At 71.2% G+C, this 21,129-nt stretch carries 13 protein-coding genes, 1 other RNA gene and 1 pseudogene; 11 read left to right on the top strand and 4 right to left on the bottom strand.

The genetic code is table 11. The features are described 5' to 3' along the window. The first annotated feature begins 22 nt into the window (after positions 1 to 22). From ACYUED_RS12805 to ACYUED_RS12795, 3 genes are read left to right on the top strand one after another with little or no spacing between them, the layout of a single operon-like run. The gene (locus ACYUED_RS12805; protein ID WP_491292411.1) at positions 23 to 874 is read left to right on the top strand and encodes a Nif3-like dinuclear metal center hexameric protein; all 852 of its coding nucleotides are present in this window, start codon (positions 23 to 25) and stop codon (positions 872 to 874) included. Beyond that, positions 871 to 1,614 carry a zinc ribbon domain-containing protein gene (locus ACYUED_RS12800; protein ID WP_491294226.1) on the top strand — a complete coding sequence of 248 codons (744 nt, stop codon included), beginning with the start codon at positions 871 to 873 and terminating at the stop codon, positions 1,612 to 1,614. Before ACYUED_RS12805 ends, ACYUED_RS12800 begins: the two co-directional genes overlap by 4 nt. A gap of 60 nt (positions 1,615 to 1,674) precedes the next feature. Continuing rightward, a complete protein-coding gene (locus ACYUED_RS12795; protein WP_491292410.1) occupies positions 1,675 to 2,880 on the top strand; it encodes a bifunctional RNase H/acid phosphatase in 1,206 nt (401 codons plus the stop codon). Positions 2,881 to 2,991: 111 nt separating this feature from the next. Here the strand turns inward: ACYUED_RS12795 and eda are convergent, their stop codons facing one another. Together eda and yaaA are read right to left on the bottom strand one after the other, a co-directional pair. Continuing rightward, complete coding sequence (gene eda, locus ACYUED_RS12790; protein WP_491292409.1) at positions 2,992 to 3,618, bottom strand: bifunctional 4-hydroxy-2-oxoglutarate aldolase/2-dehydro-3-deoxy-phosphogluconate aldolase; 627 nt, start codon at positions 3,616 to 3,618, stop codon at positions 2,992 to 2,994. A 122-nt stretch (positions 3,619 to 3,740) separates the two neighbouring features. After that, positions 3,741 to 4,523 (bottom strand): peroxide stress protein YaaA, encoded by a 783-nt coding sequence (gene yaaA / locus ACYUED_RS12785; protein WP_491292408.1) that lies wholly within the window; start codon positions 4,521 to 4,523, stop codon positions 3,741 to 3,743. 76 nt (positions 4,524 to 4,599) lie between these two features. Here yaaA and ACYUED_RS12780 point away from each other — a divergent pair, with 76 nt between their 5' ends. The 6 genes and pseudogenes from ACYUED_RS12780 to rnpB all read left to right on the top strand — a co-directional run bounded on the left by ACYUED_RS12780 (position 4,600) and on the right by rnpB (position 9,404). Then, positions 4,600 to 6,096, top strand: coding sequence for an RNB domain-containing ribonuclease (locus tag ACYUED_RS12780; RefSeq protein WP_491292407.1), 1,497 nt, complete (start codon positions 4,600 to 4,602; stop codon positions 6,094 to 6,096). Positions 6,097 to 6,255: 159 nt separating this feature from the next. Further along, positions 6,256 to 6,675: a DUF4260 family protein gene (locus ACYUED_RS12775; RefSeq protein WP_491292406.1), complete on the top strand. Its 420-nt coding sequence runs from the start codon at positions 6,256 to 6,258 to the stop codon at positions 6,673 to 6,675. Next, complete coding sequence (locus ACYUED_RS12770) at positions 6,668 to 7,207, top strand: TetR/AcrR family transcriptional regulator (RefSeq protein WP_491292405.1); 540 nt, start codon at positions 6,668 to 6,670, stop codon at positions 7,205 to 7,207. The genes ACYUED_RS12775 and ACYUED_RS12770 overlap by 8 nt, the downstream gene beginning before the upstream one ends. A 31-nt stretch (positions 7,208 to 7,238) precedes the next feature. Beyond that, positions 7,239 to 8,066 carry an AraC family transcriptional regulator gene (locus ACYUED_RS12765; RefSeq protein WP_491292404.1) on the top strand — a complete coding sequence of 276 codons (828 nt, stop codon included), beginning with the start codon at positions 7,239 to 7,241 and terminating at the stop codon, positions 8,064 to 8,066. Positions 8,067 to 8,074: 8 nt separating this feature from the next. Next, positions 8,075 to 8,869 (top strand): annotated as a pseudogene (locus tag ACYUED_RS12760) (DMT family transporter); the annotation flags it as partial. Positions 8,870 to 8,999: 130 nt separating this feature from the next. Further along, an RNA gene (gene rnpB / locus ACYUED_RS12755) (RNase P RNA component class A) lies at positions 9,000 to 9,404 on the top strand. A gap of 449 nt (positions 9,405 to 9,853) precedes the next feature. Here rnpB and ACYUED_RS12750 read toward each other — a convergent pair. Beyond that, positions 9,854 to 12,106, bottom strand: coding sequence for a UvrD-helicase domain-containing protein (locus ACYUED_RS12750; RefSeq protein ID WP_491292403.1), 2,253 nt, complete (start codon positions 12,104 to 12,106; stop codon positions 9,854 to 9,856). Continuing rightward, complete coding sequence (locus ACYUED_RS12745) at positions 12,103 to 19,155, bottom strand: DEAD/DEAH box helicase (RefSeq protein ID WP_491292402.1); 7,053 nt, start codon at positions 19,153 to 19,155, stop codon at positions 12,103 to 12,105. Before ACYUED_RS12745 ends, ACYUED_RS12750 begins: the two co-directional genes overlap by 4 nt. A gap of 307 nt (positions 19,156 to 19,462) precedes the next feature. On the opposite strand from ACYUED_RS12745, the gene ACYUED_RS12740 reads away from it, so the two are divergent. Further along, entirely contained in the window at positions 19,463 to 20,512 is a 1,050-nt protein-coding gene (locus tag ACYUED_RS12740; protein WP_491292401.1) for a beta family protein, read from the top strand. Positions 20,513 to 20,714: 202 nt separating this feature from the next. After that, complete coding sequence (locus ACYUED_RS12735) at positions 20,715 to 21,119, top strand: hypothetical protein (protein WP_491292400.1); 405 nt, start codon at positions 20,715 to 20,717, stop codon at positions 21,117 to 21,119. Positions 21,120 to 21,129: the final 10 nt, after the last annotated feature.

The raw sequence follows: 21,129 nt of genomic DNA, 5'->3' as shown, positions 1-21,129 counted from the left end.
TCAGCCAGGTAGCCTTTTGCTCGTGCCCCGTCTGTCTGAAGTCATCGCCGCACTGGAGAACCTGTGGCCCGCCGAGCGGGCCGAGTCCTGGGACGCGGTCGGCACCGTCGTGGGCGACCCCGACCAGGAGGTCACCCGGGTCCTGTTCGCCGTCGACCCGGTCCAGGAGATCGTCGACGAGGCGGTGAAGCTGGGCGCCGACCTGCTCGTCACCCACCACCCGCTCTACCTTCGCGGTACGACGACGGTCGCGGCGACCCACTTCAAGGGCCGCGTCGTGCACACCCTGATCAAGAACGACATCGCGCTGCACGTCGCCCACACGAACGCGGACACGGCCGACCCGGGCGTCAGCGACGCGCTGGCCGGCGCGCTGGACCTGCGCGTGGTCGGGCCCCTGGTGCCGGACGCCACCGATCCGTCCGGACGCCGGGGCCTCGGCCGCGTCTGCGAGCTGGACCACCCGCTGTCCCTGAAGGAGTTCGCGGCCCGTGCCGCCGAGCGGCTGCCCGCCACCGCGCAGGGCATCCGCGTCGCCGGCGACCCGGAGGCGACGGTCCGAACGGTCGCCGTCAGCGGCGGCTCGGGCGACAGCCTCTTCGACCAGGTCCGCGCGGCCGGAGTGGACGCCTTCCTCACCGCGGACCTGCGCCACCACCCGGCCTCCGAGGCCACCGCCCAAAGCCGCCTCGCGCTGCTCGACGCGGCGCACTGGGCCACCGAGTGGCCCTGGTGCGAGCTGGCCGCAACCCAGCTCGACGAGATCTCCGACCGGCACGGATGGGACCTCAGGGTCCATGTGTCCAAGACGGTCACCGACCCCTGGACGGCCCATGCGGCCTCCTCTGACGCAACCGCAGGAGCCCCCAACTGAACGCCGCGCCCGCCGACCAGATCCGACTCCTCGACGTCCAGGCACTCGACGTCCGGCTGCAGCAGCTCGCCCACCGGCGGAAGTCGCTGCCCGAGCACGCCGAGATCGAGTCGCTGACCAAGGACCACAACCAGCTGCGCGACCTGCTGGTGGCCGCACAGACCGAGGCGAGCGACACCGCCCGCGAGCAGACCAAGGCCGAGCAGGACGTGGACCAGGTGCGCCAGCGCGCCGCCCGCGACCAGCAGCGACTGGACTCCGGTGCCGTGACCTCCCCGAAGGACCTGGAGAACCTCCAGCGCGAGATCACCTCCCTCGCCAAGCGGCAGGGCGACCTCGAGGACGTCGTCCTGGAGGTCATGGAGCGCATCGAGTCCGTGGAGGAGCGGGTCGCCGAACTCACCGGGCGGGTCTCCTCCGTCCAGTCGAAGATCGACGACGCGAGCGCGCGCCGCGACGCCGCGTTCGAGGAGATCGACGGCGAGGTGGCCACGGTGACGAAGGAGCGCGAGGTCATCGCGGGCACCATCCCCGCGGACCTGCTCAAGCTCTACGACAAGCTGCGCGAGCAGCAGGGCGGCATCGGCGCGGCCAGGCTGTACCAGCGCACCTGCCAGGGCTGCCGCCAGGAGCTGGCGATCACCGACATCAACGAGATCCGCTCGGCCGCCCCCGACACCGTGGTGCGCTGCGAGAACTGCCGTCGCATCCTGGTGCGCACGGCCGAGTCCGGTCTGTAAGAGCGACTGCCAGGGCGACTGCCAGGACGATTGCCAGGGCGACTGTAAGGGGCTTGTGCCGTGCGGGAGTTCATCGTCGAGGCGGACGGCGGGTCACGGGGAAACCCGGGGCCCGCGGGCTACGGATCCGTCGTGATCGACGCGGCGACGGGGGAGACGCTGGTGGAGGCGGCCGAGTACATCGGCGTCGCCACGAACAACGTCGCCGAGTACCGGGGGCTGCTGGCGGGGCTCCGGGCCGCCCGTGACCTGGACCCGTCGGCCACGGTGCACGTCCGCATGGACTCCAAGCTGGTCGTCGAGCAGATGTCGGGCCGCTGGAAGATCAAGCACCCCGACATGAAGCCGCTGGCGACGGAGGCGGCCCGCGCCCTCCCTCCGGAGCAGGTGACGTACGAGTGGATCCCTCGCGAGCGGAACAAGCACGCGGACCGGCTCGCGAACGAGGCGATGGACGCGGGCAAGCGCGGCGAGCAGTGGTCGCCGTCGGCGTCCACGGCAGAGCTGGACGCACGCGCCGCGCGGCTCGCGGCCCCGGTGGTGGAGGACAGGGGGGAGGCCGGCAGTGCCGGGGCGAAGGCCGAGGCCGATGTCCGGGCCGCGCGCACCGTCGCGAGTCCCGGCTGGGCCCCCGCCGACATGGGGGCGCCCGCGACCTTCGTCCTCCTGCGGCACGGTGAGACACCGCTGACTCCGCAGAAGCGGTTCTCGGGGAGTGGCGGTACCGATCCGTCCCTCTCGGACGTCGGCCGGGAGCAGGCCGAGCGGGTCGGGGCCGCGCTGGCCCAACGCGGCACGATTCAGGCGATCGTCGCGTCGCCCCTCGCCCGTACCCGTGAGACAGCGGGCATCGTCGCCGCACGTCTCGGCCTGGAGGTGAGCGTCGACGACGGGCTGCGCGAGACGGACTTCGGCGCCTGGGAGGGGCTCACGTTCGGCGAGGTCCGCGAGCGCTACCCCGACGACATGAACGCCTGGCTGGCCGACCCGGAGGCCCGCCCGACCGGCGGCGGCGAGAGCTTCGCGGCGACCGCGACCCGGATCGCGGTGACGCGGGACAAGCTGGTGGCGGCGTACACGGGCCGCACGGTCCTCCTCGTCACCCACGTCACCCCGATCAAGACGTTCGTACGCCTCGCCCTGGGCGCCCCGCCCGAGTCCCTGTTCCGCATGGAGCTCTCGGCCGCCTCCCTGTCGGCGGTGGCCTACTACGCGGACGGCAACGCGAGCGTGCGACTCTTCAACGACACCTCTCACCTGCGCTGACCTTCGCCGTTTCCGAAGGATCTCCGCGGGCCGCTCCGGGTTTCCGGGTCTCAACGTGCCCGTGCCCGTGCCCGTGCCCGTGCCCGTGCCCGTACCGGAGTGCGGAGCAGGTCAGCCGCCCGGCCTGAGTCCCGCCGCCTCCCGCGCCAGCGTCTCGATCCGCCCCCAGTCCTTGGCGGCGACGGCGTCCGCGGGAATCATCCAAGTTCCGCCCACACAGCCGACGTTGGGCAGGCTGAGGTACTCGGGCGCGTTCGCGGCACCGATCCCGCCCGTCGGACAGAACCGCGCCTGCGGCAGGGGCCCCGCGAGGGACTTCAGATACGCCGTCCCGCCCGCCGCCTGCGCCGGGAAGAACTTCATCTCCCGCACCCCGCGCTCCAGCAGTGCCACCACTTCCGAGGTGGTCGACACCCCCGGCAGGAACGGCACCCCGGACGCCCGCATGGCTTCCACGAGCACGTCCGTCCAGCCCGGGCTGACCAGGAAGCGCGCCCCGGCGGCCACCGACTCCTTCACCTGCTCCGGCGTGATCACCGTGCCCGCCCCGACCACCGCGTCCGGCACCGCACCGGCGATCGCGCGGATCGCCTCCAGCGCGACCGGCGTCCGCAACGTCACCTCGATCGCCGGCAGCCCACCGGCGACCAGCGCCCGCGCGAGCGGTACGGCGTCGGCGGCGTCATCGAGGACGACGACGGGCACGACGGGGGCGAGATCCAGCAGCGAGGTGGGCATGGCACCATACTGCCGAGGCGTCGCAGCATGCGCAAAGCTCGTTGCATATGCTGCAATGCCCGGAGGACCGGCGCGGGGCGCCTGGGCATGGGCGCCAGTGGACGCCTCAGTAGAGGTGGGTCTCAGTGAACCTCGTCCACCAGCACATCCAGCGTCCACGCCTTCCCCGCCCCCTTCGGTGGCTCCACCTCCACCACGTGACCGAGGTCCCGCAGCACCTCCACCAACGCGGCCGGCCCCTTGGGCGCCGCGCCCGCCGTCAGCAGACTTCGCACGATCCGCCCCTTGGTCGCCTTGTTGAAGTGGCTGACCACCTTGCGGGTCGGCGCGTGCAGCACCCGTACGCTCGCCGTCCGCCCGGCGACCTCGCCCTTCGGCTTCCACGCGGCCGTATAGGCGGAGGAGCGCAGATCCAGCACCAGCCCGTCCCCGGCGGCCTCCGGCAGCGCGTCCGCCATCGCCGTCCGCCAGTGGGAGCCCAGCGCCCCGAGCCCGGGCAGCTTCACACCCATCGAGCAGCGGTACGAGGGGATCCTGTCGGTCACCCGGACCGCACCCCACAGCCCGGAGAAGACGAGCAAGGACCGGGCGGCACGCCTCTTCGCGGCAGCGTCCAGGGAAGCCAGGTCGAGGTTGTCGTACAGCACACCCGTGTAGATCTCCCCCGCGGGCCGGGCACCGGCCGTCGGCAGCCCGGCGTTCTTCGCCACCTCGCCCCGCAGCCCCTCGCTCAGCCCGAGCACCTCGCGCGCCTTCTCCTCGTCCCCGGCACACAGGTCGACCAGCTCGCCGAGCACGGCCTCACGGGCGGGGGTCAGGCCGGGCAGGGACAGCGACTCCAGCTTCAGCGGGGCGCCACGGCCGGAGGTCGCCTTGCCTTCGGAGGGAGGCAGCAGGACCAGCACGGAAGATCTCCTTCTGTTTGAGCTCTGCGACAGCGTACGGCGTGCCCCGAGGCGGCCACGGCCCTACGCTCGCTACATGCCCCGCCGCCACATCCGCGTGACCGGCGCCCCCGAAGCCCCCCTCCGGGCCGCCCTCACCGCACTGCGTTCCGAACTCGGCGTCCCGGAGAGCTTTCCGCCCGAGGTGCTCGCCGAGGCCGAGCGGGCCGCGAAGGCCCCCGCCCTTCCGTCGTACGACGCCACGGACATCCCCCTCTTCACCATCGACCCGCCGACGTCGACCGACCTCGACCAGGCGATGCACCTGTCCCGGCGGGGCAGCGCCGGCTACCGCGTCCGTTACGCCATCGCGGACGTCGCCGCCTTCGTCGCACCGGGAGCGGCGCTGGACGCGGAGGCCCACCGTCGGGTGGCCACGCTGTGCTTCCCGGACGAGAGGATCCCGCTGCATCCCGCGCCGCTGAGTGAGGGCGCCGCCGGCCTCCTCCCGGACCAGGTCCGCCCGGCCGCCCTCTGGACGATCGACCTCGACGCGGAAGGCCGCACCGGCGCCGTCGACGTCCGCCGCGCCCTCGTCCGCAGCCGGGCCAAGCTCGACTACGACGGCGTACAGCGGCAGATCGACCAGAAGACGGCCGACGAGCCGCTCGCGCTGCTGGAGGAGATCGGGCAGGCGCGGCAGCGGCTGGAGGTCGAGCGGGGCGGGATCTCACTGAACGTGCCCGAGCAGGAGATCATCGAGCGGAACCACGCGTACGAGCTCGGCTACCGGGCACCGCTGCCCGCCGGGGCCTGGAACGCGCAGATCTCCCTGCTGACCGGGATGGCGGCCGCGGATCTGATGCTGGCGGTCGGCACGGGCGTGCTGCGCACCCTCCCGGCCGCCCCGGACGGCGCCGTCGGCCGTCTGCGTCGTACCGCGCACGCGCTGCGCATCGAGTGGCCGCACCATGTCTCGTACGCCCAGCTGATCCGTTCCCTCGACCCGCACCGACCGCACCACGCGGCCTTCCTCCAGGAGTGCACGACGTTGCTGCGCGGCGCGGGCTACACCGTCTTCCGGGACGGGGCTCTCCCGCCGATCACCACGCACGCCGCGGTCGCCGCCCCCTACGCCCACTGCACGGCGCCGTTGAGGCGGCTCGCCGACCGGTACGCGTCCGAGATCTGCCTCGCGGCCGGGGTCGGCGAGCCCCCGCCGGACTGGGTGCTCGCAGCGCTGGACGTGTTGCCGAAGGAGATGGCCAACGGCAGCCGGCTCGCGGGCACGGTGGAGCGCGCGTGCGTGGACATCGTGGAGGCGGCGCTGCTCAAGGACCGGGTGGGCGAGGTCTTCGAGGGATACGTGGTGGAGGTCGAGGAGCGCCGGCCCATGGACCGTCAACCCGCGGACCGTCAACCCATGGACCCTCGACTCGCGGGCCGTCAACTCACGGCCGGGAAGGTCCAGTTGGAGTCTCCGGCGATCATCGGCCGGATCGAGGGCGACCGCCTGCCCCTCGGTGAACGCCTACGGGTCCGGCTCACGCGGGCCGATCCGGGAACGGCGCCCGTGCGCTTCGCGCCCGCGTGATCGCCTGTGTGATCGCCCGCGTGATCGTCGCCGTGATCGCCTGCCCGAGTGTTCGGCACCCCTTGACGGCTAACACTGTTAGCCGTACGGTCGTGACCAGGGGCGGCTAACGATGTTAGCCACTCCGTCGGTCACTCTCTTCCGCAACAGGAGGCAGCCATGAGTACGGTCACGACCACCACCACCCACCGCTCCGCCCGGTCCCTCCTCCGCCGCACCGCCTGGCTCGCGAACGCCCTGATCTGGTCCGCCGTCGCGATCCTGGAAGCCGTCAACCACGGCTGGCCCGCCGGCACCCTCGCCCTCGTCTTCTTCGTCCTGCCGGACCTGACCTTCCTGGTCGCCCTGGACGAGGCGCCCCGTATGGCGAAGGGACAGCTGGCCCCGCGCGCGGTGCCGTACTACAACGCGATGCACCGGGCCCTCGTCCCCCTGACCCTGGCGGTCGCGTACTCGGTCCAGCCCGTCTTCGCCTGGGCCCCCGCCTTCGCGGCCCTGTGCGGATGGCTCGCCCACATCTCGTACGATCGCGCCTTCGGCTACGGACTGCGCACGAAGGAGGGCTACCAGCGTGACTGACCGACCCACCGCCGACCGCCTGACCCCCCGCGCCCGCGAGATCGCGACCGCCGCCCGGACGCTCCTGGAGGAGTCCGGGCCGGCCGCGCTCACGCTGCGCGCGCTCGCCGACCGCCTCGGCATCAAGGCGCCCTCCCTCTACAAGCACTTCCCCGACAAGCACGCCGTCGAGGTGGAGCTGATCGCACAGATGCTGGAGGAATCGGCGGCGGCCCTGGAGGCGGTGGAGGAACGCGAGCCCGCTTCGCTCCCGGCCCTCGCGGAGGCGTACCGCACCTACGCCCTCGCCCACCCCCACCTCTACTGCCTGGCCACCGAGCGCCCCCTCCCGCGCGCCGCTCTCCCGCCCGGCCTGGAGGACCGGGCCGCGATGCCGCTGATGCGGGCCTGCGACTGGGATGCGGACATGGCCCGGTCCCTGTGGGCCTTCGCGCACGGCATGGTGATCCTGGAGATCCACGGAAGGTTTCCGGACGACGCCGACCTGGCCGCGGCATGGAAAAGAGGCCTGAAGGCGTTCCACTCCCAGTAAGGAACACGGGGGGCCAAGGGGGTAGGGGCGCATGGCCGAACAGGCACTGTGGACAAGGGCGAGGCTGGGCCGCTGCGGACCCTCGCTCGACCTGCTGACCGCCCGCTTCGACAAGCACGTCTACGCCCCGCACGCCCACGACGAGTTCACCGTCGGCGTCTGCGTGGACGGCTCCGAGGTCATCGACTACCGCGGCGGCCACATCCGCCCGGGCCCCGGCTCCATCGTCGTCCTGGCCCCCGGCGAGGTACACACGGGCGGCCCCGGCAACGCGACGGACGGCTACGCCTACCGCGCCCTGTACGCCGCCCCCGCACTCCTCACGGACGGCACGTTCTCCGACGGCCTCCCGCACTTCCGCGAACCGCTGATAGACGACCCGGAACTGGCCGCCGCCATCCTGCGCACCCACACCGACCTCAACACCTGCCCCGACCCCCTGGAGGCCGAGTCGCGCCTCCCCTGGCTGCTCACGGCCCTGGCCCGCCGCCACTCCACGGCCCGTTCGACGACGGACGCGATCCCCGGAGCCGACCGCATCGCCACAGTCGTACGAGACCGCCTGGCCGACGAGCTACTGGAACCCCCCTCCCTGGCAGCCCTCGCCGCCGACCTGGGCCTCTCCCGCTACCAGCTCCTGCGCGCCTTCCGTACGACGATGGGCCTGCCGCCGTACGCCTGGCTGGCCCAGTACCGCGTGACCAGGGCCCGCCGCCTCCTCGACACCGGCCTGCGCCCCGCGGAGGTGGCCTCGCTCGTCGGCTTCGCGGACCAGGCGCATCTGACCCGCTGGTTCAGGCGGGTGCTGGGGGTGACCCCGGCGGCGTACCGCAACAGCGTTCAAGACGGCAGGTACTGAGCGGGCGCATGGTCTCTCTCATGACTGCACGCGGCTGGTTCCTGTTCTCCCTGATGGGAGTCGTCTGGGGCATCCCCTACCTGATGATCAAGGTGGCGGTGGACGCCCCGCTCTCCCCGTCCATGGTGGTGTTCACACGCTGCGCCCTGGGCGCGGTCCTTCTCCTCCCCTTCGCGATACGGCAGGGCGGCCTGTTCCGCACGGTCCGCGCCCACTGGCTGCCGATGCTGGCCTTCGCGTGCATAGAGATCATCGGCCCCTGGTTCACCCTCACCGATGCCGAACGGCACCTGTCCAGCTCCACGGCCGGCCTGCTGATCGCGGGCGTCCCGATCGTGGGCGTGGTCCTGGCCCGCTTCTTCGGCGACACGGAGCAGCTGGACGTACGGCGGCTGGCGGGGCTGGCGCTTGGCCTGGTGGGGGTGGGCGTACTGACGGTCCCGCACCTGACGGGCGGGGACGCCCGCTCCCTGGGCGAGGTCATGCTCACGGTCCTGGGCTACGCGACGGCGCCGCTGATCGCGGCCCGCCGGCTGAAGGACGTCCCGACCCTCCAGCTCACGGCACCCTGCCTGGCACTGGCGGCGCTGGTCTACGCGCCGGCGGCGGGCATGTCCTGGCCGTCGGAGATGCCGTCGACATCGGTACTCGTGGCCCTGGTGGGCCTGGGCGCGATCTGCACGGCACTCGCCTTCGTGGCCTTCCTGGAACTGATCAAGGAGGTCGGCCCCACCCGCGCGACGGTCTTCACGTATGTCAACCCGGCAGTCGCGGTGGCGGCCGGTGCCCTGTTCCTGGGCGAGGAACTGACGCCGACCATCGCGGCGGCCTTCACCCTGATCCTGGCGGGCTCGGTCCTGGCGACGGCGGGACCCGGTTCCGGCTCCGGTCCGGTCAAAGGCACACGCCGGGTAGCATGGTCGACACGGCAGACGAGCCGGGCGGACGGCCGCGTGGAGTCCTCTTGACGGAGGCTTCCCGAGGAACGTCCGGGCTCCACAGGGCAGGGTGGTGGCTAACGGCCACCCGAGGTGACTCGCGGGACAGTGCCACAGAAAACAGACCGCCGGAGGCTTCGGCCTCCGGTAAGGGTGAAACGGCGGTGTAAGAGACCACCAGTGCCCAGGGCGACCTGGGCAGCTAGGTAAACCCCACCCGGAGCAAGGTCAAAAGGAAACACCCCGGTGTTTCTGCGCGGACGTTCGAGGGCTGCCCGCCCGAGTCCGCGGGTAGACCGCACGAGGCCGGCGGCAACGCCGGTCCTAGATGGATGGCCGTCTCCCCGGCCGCCGCGAGGCGACCGGGCGACAGAACCCGGCGTACAGCCCGACTCGTCTGCCGTCCAGGGCCCCTGGTCTGCTAAATCGCTGGTCAGGGGCCTTATTTCGTAGATCGAAGGGCTAGCCTGAACCCGGTTCAAACCGGACCGCGCGGCTACGAGCGTAGCCACGAATGGTGAGGCTGGAGATCGACGGCGGCGTGGCCCCCACCTGGTGCAGACGGCGTCTGTCCTGGATGACGGCGGCCGTGGCAAAGTCCAGAGGTGCGGCCAGTGCCCGCTTCTGGCTTGTACCTCTCCGACACTCCTACTGGTTGGAGGAGTGCTCATGGTCTGATCGTCAGCGGTCTGGCTCTACCGCCTGAGATCCGCCGGCAAGCGGGGGTGTCCGCGGGCGCGGTGCTGCGCCGACCCCACGAGACCAAGGGGGCCGGGAATAGCGGCAGCGAGGCTGAGGTTGATTGTCGGCCTCAGCCCCGCTGGGGTTCACCCTTCGCCTTCAGGGCTCTTAGAAGAGAAGACGTTGCAGGAACGGGCTCGGACTGCCGTGCCAGAAGATGTCGAGGCTGTCCCGTGCCCTGGTCGCCGCTACGAAAAGCAGGGACCGCGCCCGCTGTTCTTCCCTGCGGTAGCGGGCAGGGTCCGTCTGGCGTAGCTGGTTGACCTGCTCGCGGGGGACCAGACCGTCGCTGACCCCGGCGATGATCATGCGTTGGTACTCCAACCCTTTGAACCGGAACATGGTCCCGATGTGGATCCCGGGCTCGCCGCGCGCGCCGTCGGCGCCGATCTCCAAGGCTCGGATGCCGTGTTCCCCCAACGTGCTTCCCAGTTCGCTCGCCATGCGGTTGGTGGGGACACAGATGGCGATCTGCTCGTGCGCGATCCGTTCGTCCGGATGGGCGTCCCAGGCCAGGATGTGCGCGGCGATCGCCTCACGTTCCGAGTGCCAGTCCGAGGACGGGTGCATGCCGGGCGTACCGCCGCTGAGCACGGAACGGTACCCGGCGAGGGTCTCCGAACTGCCGTCGAGGTCGTCGTAGGTCTCCTCGCCGAGTACCTCCAGTGCGGAGCGCAGGATCTGTCGCGTCGTCCGGTAGCTGAGGCTGAGCTTCGCGGACCGTCCGCGGATGTTGATGCCGAGACTGCCGAGTGTCACCTGGTTCTTGTAGATGCGCTGATGGGTGTCGCCGACCAGGAACAGGTCGTCCGCCTCACGGGCCGTCATCGCGCGCAGCATCTTCCAGTGTGCGGGGCGCAGGTCCTGCGCCTCGTCGACCACGATGTGCCGGTACCGGTAGCGCAGCCAGCCACCGGAGCCGTCCTGGACGTGGATGTTGTCCAGGCCGCCCGCCTCCTCCCGCCGGCCCTCGATCGCGCGGATACGCTGTTCCCGCCCTATCTCAAGGCGGGCGGCACGCTCGGCCACCTGGTCCCACGTCTGACGTCCGAGCCGGTCCAGGCGCTGGGTGAAGCGCTCGGCGAGTTGCCAGATGGCGGCTCGCTCGGCCCGGCCCACGTTCTTGCCCCGTCCGGCGCGGCGGGCGCGGAAATAGTCGGTGCGGGTGCCGACGGCCTGTCCGAGGATGACCTGCGTCCACTCGTCGTGGAGGAACTCCGCATCCCAGCCGCTCTCGCCGAGTTCGTCGAGCATCGCCCGCCATTCCCCTACGGCCTGGCTGTCGTCGATGGTCTGTTTACGGCTGCCCGGCTCGGCTTCCCGTACAACCCGCAGAGCGAGCTGGTCGACGTGGCTGACCTCCACCCGTGACAGCAGTTGCTCGCCGCCCAGTTCCAGGAGCCGGGAGCGCAGATCGGCGGCGAGGTTCTTGTTGTACGTGGTCAGCAGCACGGGCTTGGTGTGGCCGGGCGGCAGCTGGGACACGAGGTGTCGGACGCGGTGCAGGGCGACGATCGTCTTGCCGGTGCCGGGGCCACCGCCGACCCTGGCCGGGCCGGAGTAGCGGCGCTCGACCAGCTTGGACTGGGCGGGGTGGAGGAAGACCTTCCAGCGGCCGAAGTCCCCGGCCTCCAGCGCCTCGCGCAGGGCGTCGTCGGACGTGGTGACGACCGTGGCAGGCCGCTCGGCGGCCGTCCGGAAGTCCTCGGTGTCGACAGGGTCGGGGGCAGCGACGGGTGCGGTGACCTCGTCCCGTACCTCGGCGAAGGGCTTTCCGTCGTACAGCGCCAGCAAAACCTCACCGGTGAGCTGCGGCGCGTACTCGATCAGTCCGAGGAGCTGCTCCTCGGTGGTGAGGGTGCGGATGACCGGGACCAGGGGCTCCGCCACACCCAGCTCGCTCAACTGCGCGTCGTTCCAGGCGGCGAACAACGGTTGAGCTGAGTGGGGCGGGGCTTCGGCGGGCGTGGCCGGGGCGGCGGGCGACGGTTCCTGCGGTGGAATGCGTCGCAGGATGCTGTCCTCCACCACCTGGAGGTCGACGTACTCGATGCCACCGGTGACGTGGTTGATCCCGTAGGCCAGCCGGTCGTAGACCTCCTTACGGTGTTTGACCGAGACGATGAGCCAGTCGTTCTCGGCCAGTCGGAGCAGCAGAGCCCGGTACTCGTCGTTGATGCGCGCGGACCAGATCCTGCTGTCGCCCTTGAGCTGCTTGAGTTTGAGCCCGGGGGTGCGCGGGTTGTCCTTGAACTTGTGCTGGAAGTCGAACAGAGCGCCCTTGACCGTGCGTGGCAGCCGGAGGATCTCCTTGTCCGCCTTGTCGAGCAAGCGCAGCGTCACGCCCCCGGTCTTCGTCATGCCGACTCCCCGTCCTCGTTCTTCTTCTCGTCGTACCCGGTCGTAGCCGTGCCTGACCGGCTGTGATCCGCGGGACTGTTCGATGTCCGCTCACGCTCACCTTTGACGCCGAGACGGCCGGCGATCTCCTCCGCGGTCCACCCGCCCGCCGGCCGTACGTCCCACAGCGCGGCGGCGAAGGCACGGTCGCGGTCCTGGGCCTCGATGTCCGGATCCTCGGCCGTGCCCTGTGATGCCAGAACCACACCCAGCCGGGCGTTCGGCCAGGCCAGTTCGGCCTGCCAGCCGTGTTCGTCGAGTTCGAAGCCGTCCTCGGGCGCGGGAACGCCCAGTTCGGCGAGCGCGTGGGCCAGCTCGGCCAGTCCCGCTTCGTCGGGGTCCACGTACTCCAGAACCGCGTCCCAGGCGCCGTCGCGCTTCGGGCGGGACCCGGAGGGCGTTTCCTCGGTTGTCCTCGCGGGCACCGCGGGTAGGCCGGTCGTGACGGTCACCGGCGGCAGGCTGTCGGCTTCCCGCCGCGAGCCGTCGTCGGCGGCGTAGACGATCCGGGTCGAGGACAGCCACCCCGCTCCGCCGGTCACGGTGAGAACGTCGGCACGGAAGCCGTCCAGCAGCGCGGTGGTGAGCTGTGCGCTGTCGCCTCCGCCGTGCTCCAGGAACTGCAACAGATTGCTCCAGTACAGCCATGCCCGCCAACGCCGCTTGTGGGTCGCCTCGTCCGCGACGGCGTGGGGGCTGTCGTCCAGGAGCGTCAGCCCGGTCCAGACCGGTGGCCGATGCCGTACGTCGGCGACCAGGACGAGTCGGCATCCGGACCGGTCTGTCGCCGTCAGGACGCGCAGGGGTCCCTTCGACGCGTCGGAGTGTTCGCCCCGCAGAGCCGCTTCGACGGCCGGCCCGACCGCGTCCGCCAGCACCGGTGTGTCCCGCAGGCCAGCTGTCCCGACCAGCCCGGCGACAGCGGCTTCGGCCCGGTGGTGCCAGTGCCCGGCGTCGGGGGCGCGGAGATAGGCGAGCAGCAGCTCGGCCGGGTTGACCCACACGGTCTCGGAGAGCTCCCCCGGCAGACCGCCGCGTGTGCGCTCGTAGTAGGCGCGTGCCCGTTTCTGGGCCTCCTCGTCGTAGGGCTGCCACACCGGGTCCACGGGAGCGGTCCCGGCGTATCCGGTGTCGCGGACCCGGTTCCGCCACTCCTTTATGTCGGGGTAGGTCAGCTGGAACACCCGGAGTCCGTCCGCCCGCAGCCGGGCGCGCTTTGCCGCGTCGTCCGCGAGACGGTTGTGCTCGGTACTCGCGTGGTAGCGATATCCGTCCAGGTAGACGGCGAGCCGTGGGCCCGGTGCGTCGAGCCGCTCGAAGAGGACGTCGGGCCGGGTTCCGTCGAGTACACGTTGCTGGGAGACCCGCCAGCTCACGGTCGTTCCATCACCCGTGGTCAGCCGGAGATCGAGCGCCCGCGTGCCGGCCGGAGTGGTGTACGTGTCCGCCGTCGCCCGGGACTCGGGCTGCTTGGCCCACTCCTCCAGTGTGTCGACGAACATGACCTCCAGGTCGCTCTCCGCCTGTCGCTCCAGCGGGATCTGACGGGTCGTCGAAATCCGCGAGGTCTGCCAGCGTTCGCCGTCGGCGCCGAGGAGTTCGTCCAGCATGGACTGCACTTCGCGGCGCGAGACGCGGTCGTAGTCCGACGGGGGCACCCGGCGCAACAGGCACTGGTGGCAGCCGTCCAGCTCCTTCTGCTGGCACGCACAGTCGTCGATCACCTCGCGCGCTTTGAGGAGTACCTCGCGGAAGCCGTCGGAGGACGCCAGCCGGTGCAGGTAGCCGGTGCCGCCGGGCAACCGGTCGTAGACGACGAGGAAGCGCCGCGGGAAGTCCGCGCCGAGCTGGTCCGGGCTGTCCGGCATCGAGGCGGCGGCGATGTCGATGTGGTCGGGGTCGCCGCCGTAGCGTGCCGCGATACCGGCGAACAGTGCCGCGGTGAAGGAGGCGAGCCGTTCCCGGGCCCGTGTCACGGAGGCGGGCAGCAGGATGCGTACGGCTTCCGTGGTGAGCTCGTGGGCCAGCAGCAGTGGTACGTCCTGGCCCGCCGCGCCTTCGCCCGCTCCGCGTGCGGAGCCGTGTGCGCGCCGCCGGGGACACCACAACAGGTGGTGGGCGCTGCCCTTCGTGACGGCGGCCCCCGAGTCGGTCAGCGCGTGCTGCGGCTGGTCGACGACCGGCCGGCCCTCCGCCGTCGCGCCACCGCAGGTCGTGCAGACGTAGAACGGGTTGATCCGTACTTCCTCGCCGGCCAGCGGCACCGTGGAGCTGCCGTCCTGCCGGTCGAGTCCCAGGTTCAGCGTTCGGATGACGGCCTTACGGGAGAAGTCCACGCCGAAGGTCGCCGTCTTGTGCCGCCAGGAGTCGATGGCCAGATGGTCGGGATCGATGTCCACGGTGGTGAGCACCGCGTACTGCCGACGGGCCCGCTCGTCGCGGTCGTCCCGCACCCGGGCGTCGTCCCGCTTGTCCCGGGCGACGACCCGGCGGGGCTGAAGCACGTACTGCACGCAGCCCGCGTCGGCGATCTCCCGCCCGTCGCAGCGCGGGCAGGGCGAGGTGTCGGCCTGCGCGTTCTGCGTGCGCACGTATCCGCAGGCGGGACAGAGCCGCCACACCGACCAGGCCCGGCGCTCGGGACTGCCGATGTCGAGGGCACGCACCACGTGCTTGTAGCCGTTGACGTAGAAGCTGTTGCCGGGGGCCAGTTCGGTGAGGGCTGTTCTGCGGGAGCGTTCGTAGTCGCGGGTCTCGCTGCGATGGACGCGCTCGGTACCGGCGGGCGGCCCGGCTTCTCTCGGGTTTCCTGTCTCGGACGGGTCGTCGCTGTCCGCAGGCGCCTCGGACCAGTACAGGGTGGCTTCCAGCTGGGTCGTGGTGTCGGCCAGGCTGTAGTTCGGCAGGAGTCCCAGTTCGACGAGTGTGCCGTGCGCGCTGGTACGGCTCAGCTCCCGCAGCAGGTCTCCGGTGCTGCGGCGTTCGGCGAACAGTTCCCGCCGTTCCCGGTCCTGGACCTCGTCGGTAGGGGCCAGGGAGTCGACGGCCTCGTCGATCGCGGCGATCCTGCGCCGCAGTTCCTCCTGCCGCCCTGTCCAGCCCTCCTCCGCCTCCTGGAGAGCTCGTACGATGCCGTCGGCCGCGTACTTCCGGAGTTCGCCGGCGGCGTGCGTGGACACTCCGGCGTCATCGTCGTCGCCGTCCGGTGCGGTGGGGCCGACCGGGGTCGGCGTGAGCGCGTCGCTTGCGGGGAACAGGGCCAGGAACCGCTCCACGAGTGTCGCCCCGTGTGTCTGCGCGGCGTCCGCGAGGTCCTGGCACCAGCCCGTCGTACCGAAGAGGGCGGAGGCGAGCCGGGGCACCGGCTGCAGGCGTTCGCCGTCAGCGGTGGTGAGCTCTCCGTGCGCGGCGAGGTCCAGCAACCACGCGGTGTACTGCCGCCGCAGGATCTCCACCGCCGACAGGTAGCAGCCCGGCGGCACGATGTCGCCGGCGATCATCTCCCGGGGCTGGTCCAGGTAGTACAGGTCCCGGGCACGGCGTCCGCCGAAGGCGACGACCAGCGCGTTGCCCGTCTTTCGCCCCGCGCGGCCCGACTGCTGGACGTAGTTCGCGGGCCCCTTCGGCAGTGAGCCGATCAGCACGGCCGAGAGGTCGCCGATGTCGATGCCGAGTTCCAGCGTGGGGGTGCAGGACAGCACGTTTGGGTCGGTGTAGTGCGTGCCGGCCCGGAAGGTCCGCTCCACCTGCTCCCGCTGCGCGCGGGTCAGCATGCCGGTGTGCTCGGCCGTCACCACACGGAAGGTGCCACCGGTCAGGTACAGCCGCCGGTAGTAGTCGTTCGTGTAGTCGCGCTCCTGGAGAGCACCGAAGCCCGCGCCGGTGACGCCCCCGCTGCCGTCGGCCGGGGCGGTCGGCGTCGAGCGCCGCATGCCCGGCTGCGGCGGTGTCAGGTATCCCTTGCACCGGTAGCGCGGGCACGGGTGGCCGTACCAGCGGGTGCGCCTCTCTGGAGGAACGACCTGCTGCCAGCCGCAGTCCTCGCATGCCACGAACGCCTTGTTGACGATCGAGTCGTCCAGCAGCCGTACCTGGATGTGGCCGGGCTGGAGACCGTAGACGCGCGTGGTGCGGTCCTTCGCCGTCCGCACGCTGAGCACGTGCTCGTCGGCGAGGGCGGGCAACAGGCGACGGAGGTACTCGGTGGCCCCGGCGGCGTCCAGCCCGAGGCAGCGGCGGGTCCAGTCCTGGAACCAGGCCTGCCGGCCGGTGATCACGTCGAACTCGGTCCGGTCCTTCTGCCCGTCCAGCAGGAACCGCGGCGGGGCGACACCTTCGGGGAAGGCGGGCATGCCGTCGGGCCGCCGCCCGCTGATGAGGAACCGGTCGGCGCCGGCCTCCCGCATCCACTGCTCCAGCCATCGGTGGCGGACCGCGCCGCGCAGCCGCAGCCGCTCCAGAAGGCCCCGCACATAGGCGAGATACCGCTCGGGAGTCGGGAGCCCGCCCGTCATCACCATCTGGCCCGGCAACGCGAGATGCAGATCGCGGGCGAGATCGGTGACCCGCTCGGGGTTCTCGACGACGACCTCGGCGGCGGCGGTCCGCGTGAGCTCCAGAGTGCGTCCGAGCCGTGACCGCAGTCCGAACTCCATGACCGTGGCGAAGGCCAGCCGTTCACCGATCAGCCGCCAGGTACGCGCATCGCCTGTGCCGCGGCCCGACAACACCCGGTCCACGCCCGGTTCGTCATGCAGATCCGGTGGAACTACGGCGGCCAGTGCCTCTGGATCGTCCACCGAGTCGAGAACGTTGCCGATCAGGTCGTTGAGCGCGGTCGTGGCCCCGGACTCGTCGAGGTTGTGCGCCAGCAGCGACCTCAGCGAGAACTTGTACGAGGCGTTGGCGACGTATCCGGCGCGGTGTGCGGCGTCCTGCGTGGAGTCGTTGAACAGCAGCGTCTTGCGCTCCTCCGGAACCAGCGCGATGTCTCCGCCGGTGAAGAGCTGGGTGACCGTGGCCGAGGCCAGCGCGGCCTGCGCCGTACCGAGGAACCGGATGCTGTTGTCGGTGTTGCACGCCGGACAGCGGTCGTCCTTGGCCGCCTTGTCGGCGGTCTTCTTGTCGAGCAGCGCGAGCGCGAACCAGGCGTCGACCAGGTCCCCGTCGTCTCCCGCCGTCGGCAGCCGGTAGGTGCCCTGCGCCCCGTCGAGCACCACCACGGAGAGCGGATCGACGCCACTGCCCGAGGGTAGTCGCCCGGCCAGTGCGTCGAGGGCCTGGCACCGTTCCGGATCGGTCGCGGAGATGAAGTAGCGGATGCGGCGCTTGTCCCGGCCGACTCCGGCCCGCCAGATCCGGTCCTGTGCCATGACGAGTTGCTGCGGGTCGGCCTCCGGGGAGAGCGTGGCCCAGCCGGATCGCCCGCACGCGCGGCAGTACACGGCGGGCAGGTGCACCTGTGCGGGGCGCACCGCCGTGTCCGTACCTGCCAGCGGCTGCGGCCGGTTCGCTCCGCCCGAGGACCCATGGCCCGCGGAGAGACCGTCCTCCTCGTCCGAGGGGGGAGCTGCGGCCAGGGCCGCGCGCCGGGCCTGTGCGCGGTCGTCCTCGTACCAGCGGAACTCCGGTGTCCTGCCGACCCCACGCAGCACACGCGTCACCGGCCGCACCCAGAGATGGGCCTCGACATGCAGCAGGGGACGCGGACGCCGTTCGTCGGAGTCCGGGTCCCGCGCGGCGGACAGCAGGGCCACGAAACGGGCCAGGGCTTGCAGCACCAGCTGCGGGTTCTCCCGGGCGGTGCGCCCCCAGGCGTATCCGAAGCGCGCGAGCCGGTCCCGCAGACCCCACTCGTCCAGCGGCTCGCCGTCGAGCAGCGCGAGGATGCCCTGCGTGAAGTCGTGCCGTTTCAGCAGACGGCCGATACGGAACGCGTCGAGGCCCCGTTGACCCAGCATGTGCGCGGCGAGCCCGTCCAGGTCCAGCAGGTCCGGCTTCGCCTCCACGCCGACGCCGCCCGACGCCGCGATGACCTCTTGCGGAGTGGGCGGCTCGGGAAGCGCGTAGTCGACCTCACCGGTGAACTCCTCGGCGGTCATCCGCTCCTCGCCGATGACCGCGTCCGCCGTGAACGGCATGCCGAACACCTGGGCCGCCACGTCCAGGATGCCCCCGGACGACGTGCCCGCCCGCCCCGCCCCGAGCGTCGCGGAGGTGGCCACGGGGCAGATCCGCCCCAGCGGCCGGTCCGGTAGCGTCGCGCCGACCGCCGTCGCCAGTCGGCGCAGCAGCATGGCCACGTCGGTGCCCTGGGCGCCGTCGTAGGTGTGGAACTCGTCCAGCACCACGTACGTGACGTCCGCGCCCTCCCACAGGGACCGGTCCTCACCGCGCTGCAGCAGCAGGTCCAGCATCTTGTAGTTGGTGATCAGTACGTCGGGCGGGGAGACGCGCATCTCCTCGCGGCGTGTCATGACCCGCCGGAAGTCGGTGTCCGGCCGGTCGCCGATGTACAGCCCCGCGGTGACCTGGGCGAGGTCGGGCGCGGTCAGATAGTCGCTGATGCGGCCCGCCTGGTCGGTGGCGAGCGCGTTCATCGGATACAGCAGTACGGCCTTCACGCCGCGCCGCCCGAGCGCTTTCTGCCGTCGGCAGTGGTCGAGCACCGGCACCAGGAACGACTCCGTCTTTCCGGAACCTGTGCCGGTCGTCACGAGCGTCGGCTCGGCCGCCCTGCCGCCCAGCGTGCTGAGCCGCTGCCACGCCTTGGCCTGGTGCCGCCACGGCGTGAACCCGGGCCGCCACTCCAGATGCCGCTCCCACCCGTCGTCCGCCTTGTGGAACGGCGTCCTGATGCGCAGGTACGGCCCCCGGAAGATCCCCGACTCGGGATCCCCCAGGAACCGCTCCAACGCCCGCCGGGTGTCGTCGTCGGCGAGCGCGTAGGTCGTCGTGAGGTACTGCGTCAGACTGCCCCGAAGCTGCGCGGCGGCCAGAGTGGGTTTCACGACGCTCCCCTTACGTCTGCGGATCCCGGGGCGCTCGCGCGGCAGCGGTCGCCCCGTGTGCTGCGGATCAACCGTATAGGGCAGGTCGGACAGTGTGTGACGGGGCGGGTACACCGGACGCCCGTTCCCGTCGGAAGAGGCTGTGACGGCCGCGCTCCTCGCCGAACCGTGGCTGATTGGCGCCCTTTCGGGCTTTCCTCACTGGTTTCACCCTGAAGGAAAACGAAGGAAGCGCAGGAGAGCGCACAGAACGGACGCACGAGAGCGAAGGAAGAACCGAGCACGGGCAGCGCCGAGGGGGAACGCCATGTCCGTACCGCTGTACGTTCCCGTCCTGCCGACCCGGCCGCACGCGGCGGCCGCCTACCGAGGGCTGGCGCCGGACGTACAGCGTCGGGTCGCTCCGCTGTGGACGCTGCCGCCCCGCCCCGGCATGCTGCCGAAACCGCTGGCCGAACGCATCGCCAAGGAGGCCGGTGACGTCTCCACGGCACAGCGCCTCGGCTCCGGGTGGCTGGACGCGCCGTTCGCCGACGAGGACGAAGCGGCGGTACTGGCCGCCGTCCTGACCTCCGAGTGGTGGGACCACCGCAACCTGCGGCCGGTCACCGGGCCCGGCCGCCCCGGCGCCCAGCAGTCACTCGCACTCGCCGCGGCCCGGCACCGAGAGGACGGACTCGGCATCCGCGTACGGCTCCCCGGCGACTGGAACGACCGCACGGCATCGGACGTCGCCGCGCTGCTCGGCCGGATGCCCACAGGCCACCCGGCCGACCTGTTCCTTGACCTCGCCTCCGTCCTGCCGGACCGCCCCGACGCAGCCAAGGAGGCCGTGCGAGCCCTGGACACCCTGATCCCGCTCACCTCCTGGCGCACCGTGACCGTCCTGGCCGGCGGCTTCCCCGGACCGCCTGAAGACTTCCGGGAGGGCGTCCTGCACGAGGCCCCGCGCACGGACTGGGAGGCCTGGCACGAGATCGGCCACAGCGAACGCCCCTACCTGCCCCGACTGCGCTACGGCGACTACGGGATCCATCCCGCAACGTACGTCACCCAGACCCCGCCCGCGCGCGGCGGAGGCCCGCCGTGGGGCATCCTCCGCTACACCACCGCCCGCGCCTACCACCTGTCCAAGGTGCCGCACGGAAGGCAGTACGACGACGCCAACCGGGAGGCCGCTCGCTGTCTCACCGGCCTCGCGGAGTTCCGGGGTGTGGATGCGGGAGCGGGGGAGAGGTGGTTGCGTGACCGGGCCGAGGGCTCCGTCGGCACCGGTAACCACTCGACGTGGAACCAGGTGGGAAACGTTCAGCACATGACTTACGTGACGAACGCCTTGGGCGGGAGCGTTGCTTGAGCGCGGCGCAGTGGACTCTGGTGGCGAGGTATGCCGCAGCGGATGGCGTGCGCGACAACGCACACGTCCAAGAGCGCGCGGTGTAGGGGCTCTATCTCCCTTGTAGCACACGGCAGTTGGGATAGGATTTCGAATCTCGTTCGGCTCCTGCCTGGGCGTGGGCAGTGGAGCTGGATCGAATCCACTACATCGAGGGGATTGCGTGGAGCTGAACGTGCTAGCGCTCGCCGGAACCGCAGGTACGACCGTAGCCACCTTGCTGGCGACCGACGCTTGGGAACAGACCAGGCGTGGGGTCGCGACGCTGTGGCGGCGATTCCGGCCGGACGCGGCGGAGGAGATTGATGAGCTGCTGTCCAGGTCGCGCGCAGCTCTCCTCGCTGGAGGGGAGCCAGTTGGCGTCGAGAGCGAATGGCAGCTTCGACTCGGGACGCTGCTCGCCCAGTACCCGGAAGCGGCAGCTGAACTGACCCTCTTGTTGCGGGAGCTGACCGCTGAAACGAGCGGCCAGTCAATCAGCGGAGGAGTGCACCTTGAAGCCCACGTCGAGGGGAACGGGCAGGCCTACCTGTCCGTACGCGACCAGACCGTGAACAACTACCGATGACGATGTATGG

It is taken from the genome of Streptomyces sp. DF42 (genome assembly GCF_058267695.1).
The sequence above is the reverse complement of the archived record's forward strand: the minus strand, read 5'-3'. Positions and strand labels throughout refer to the sequence as shown.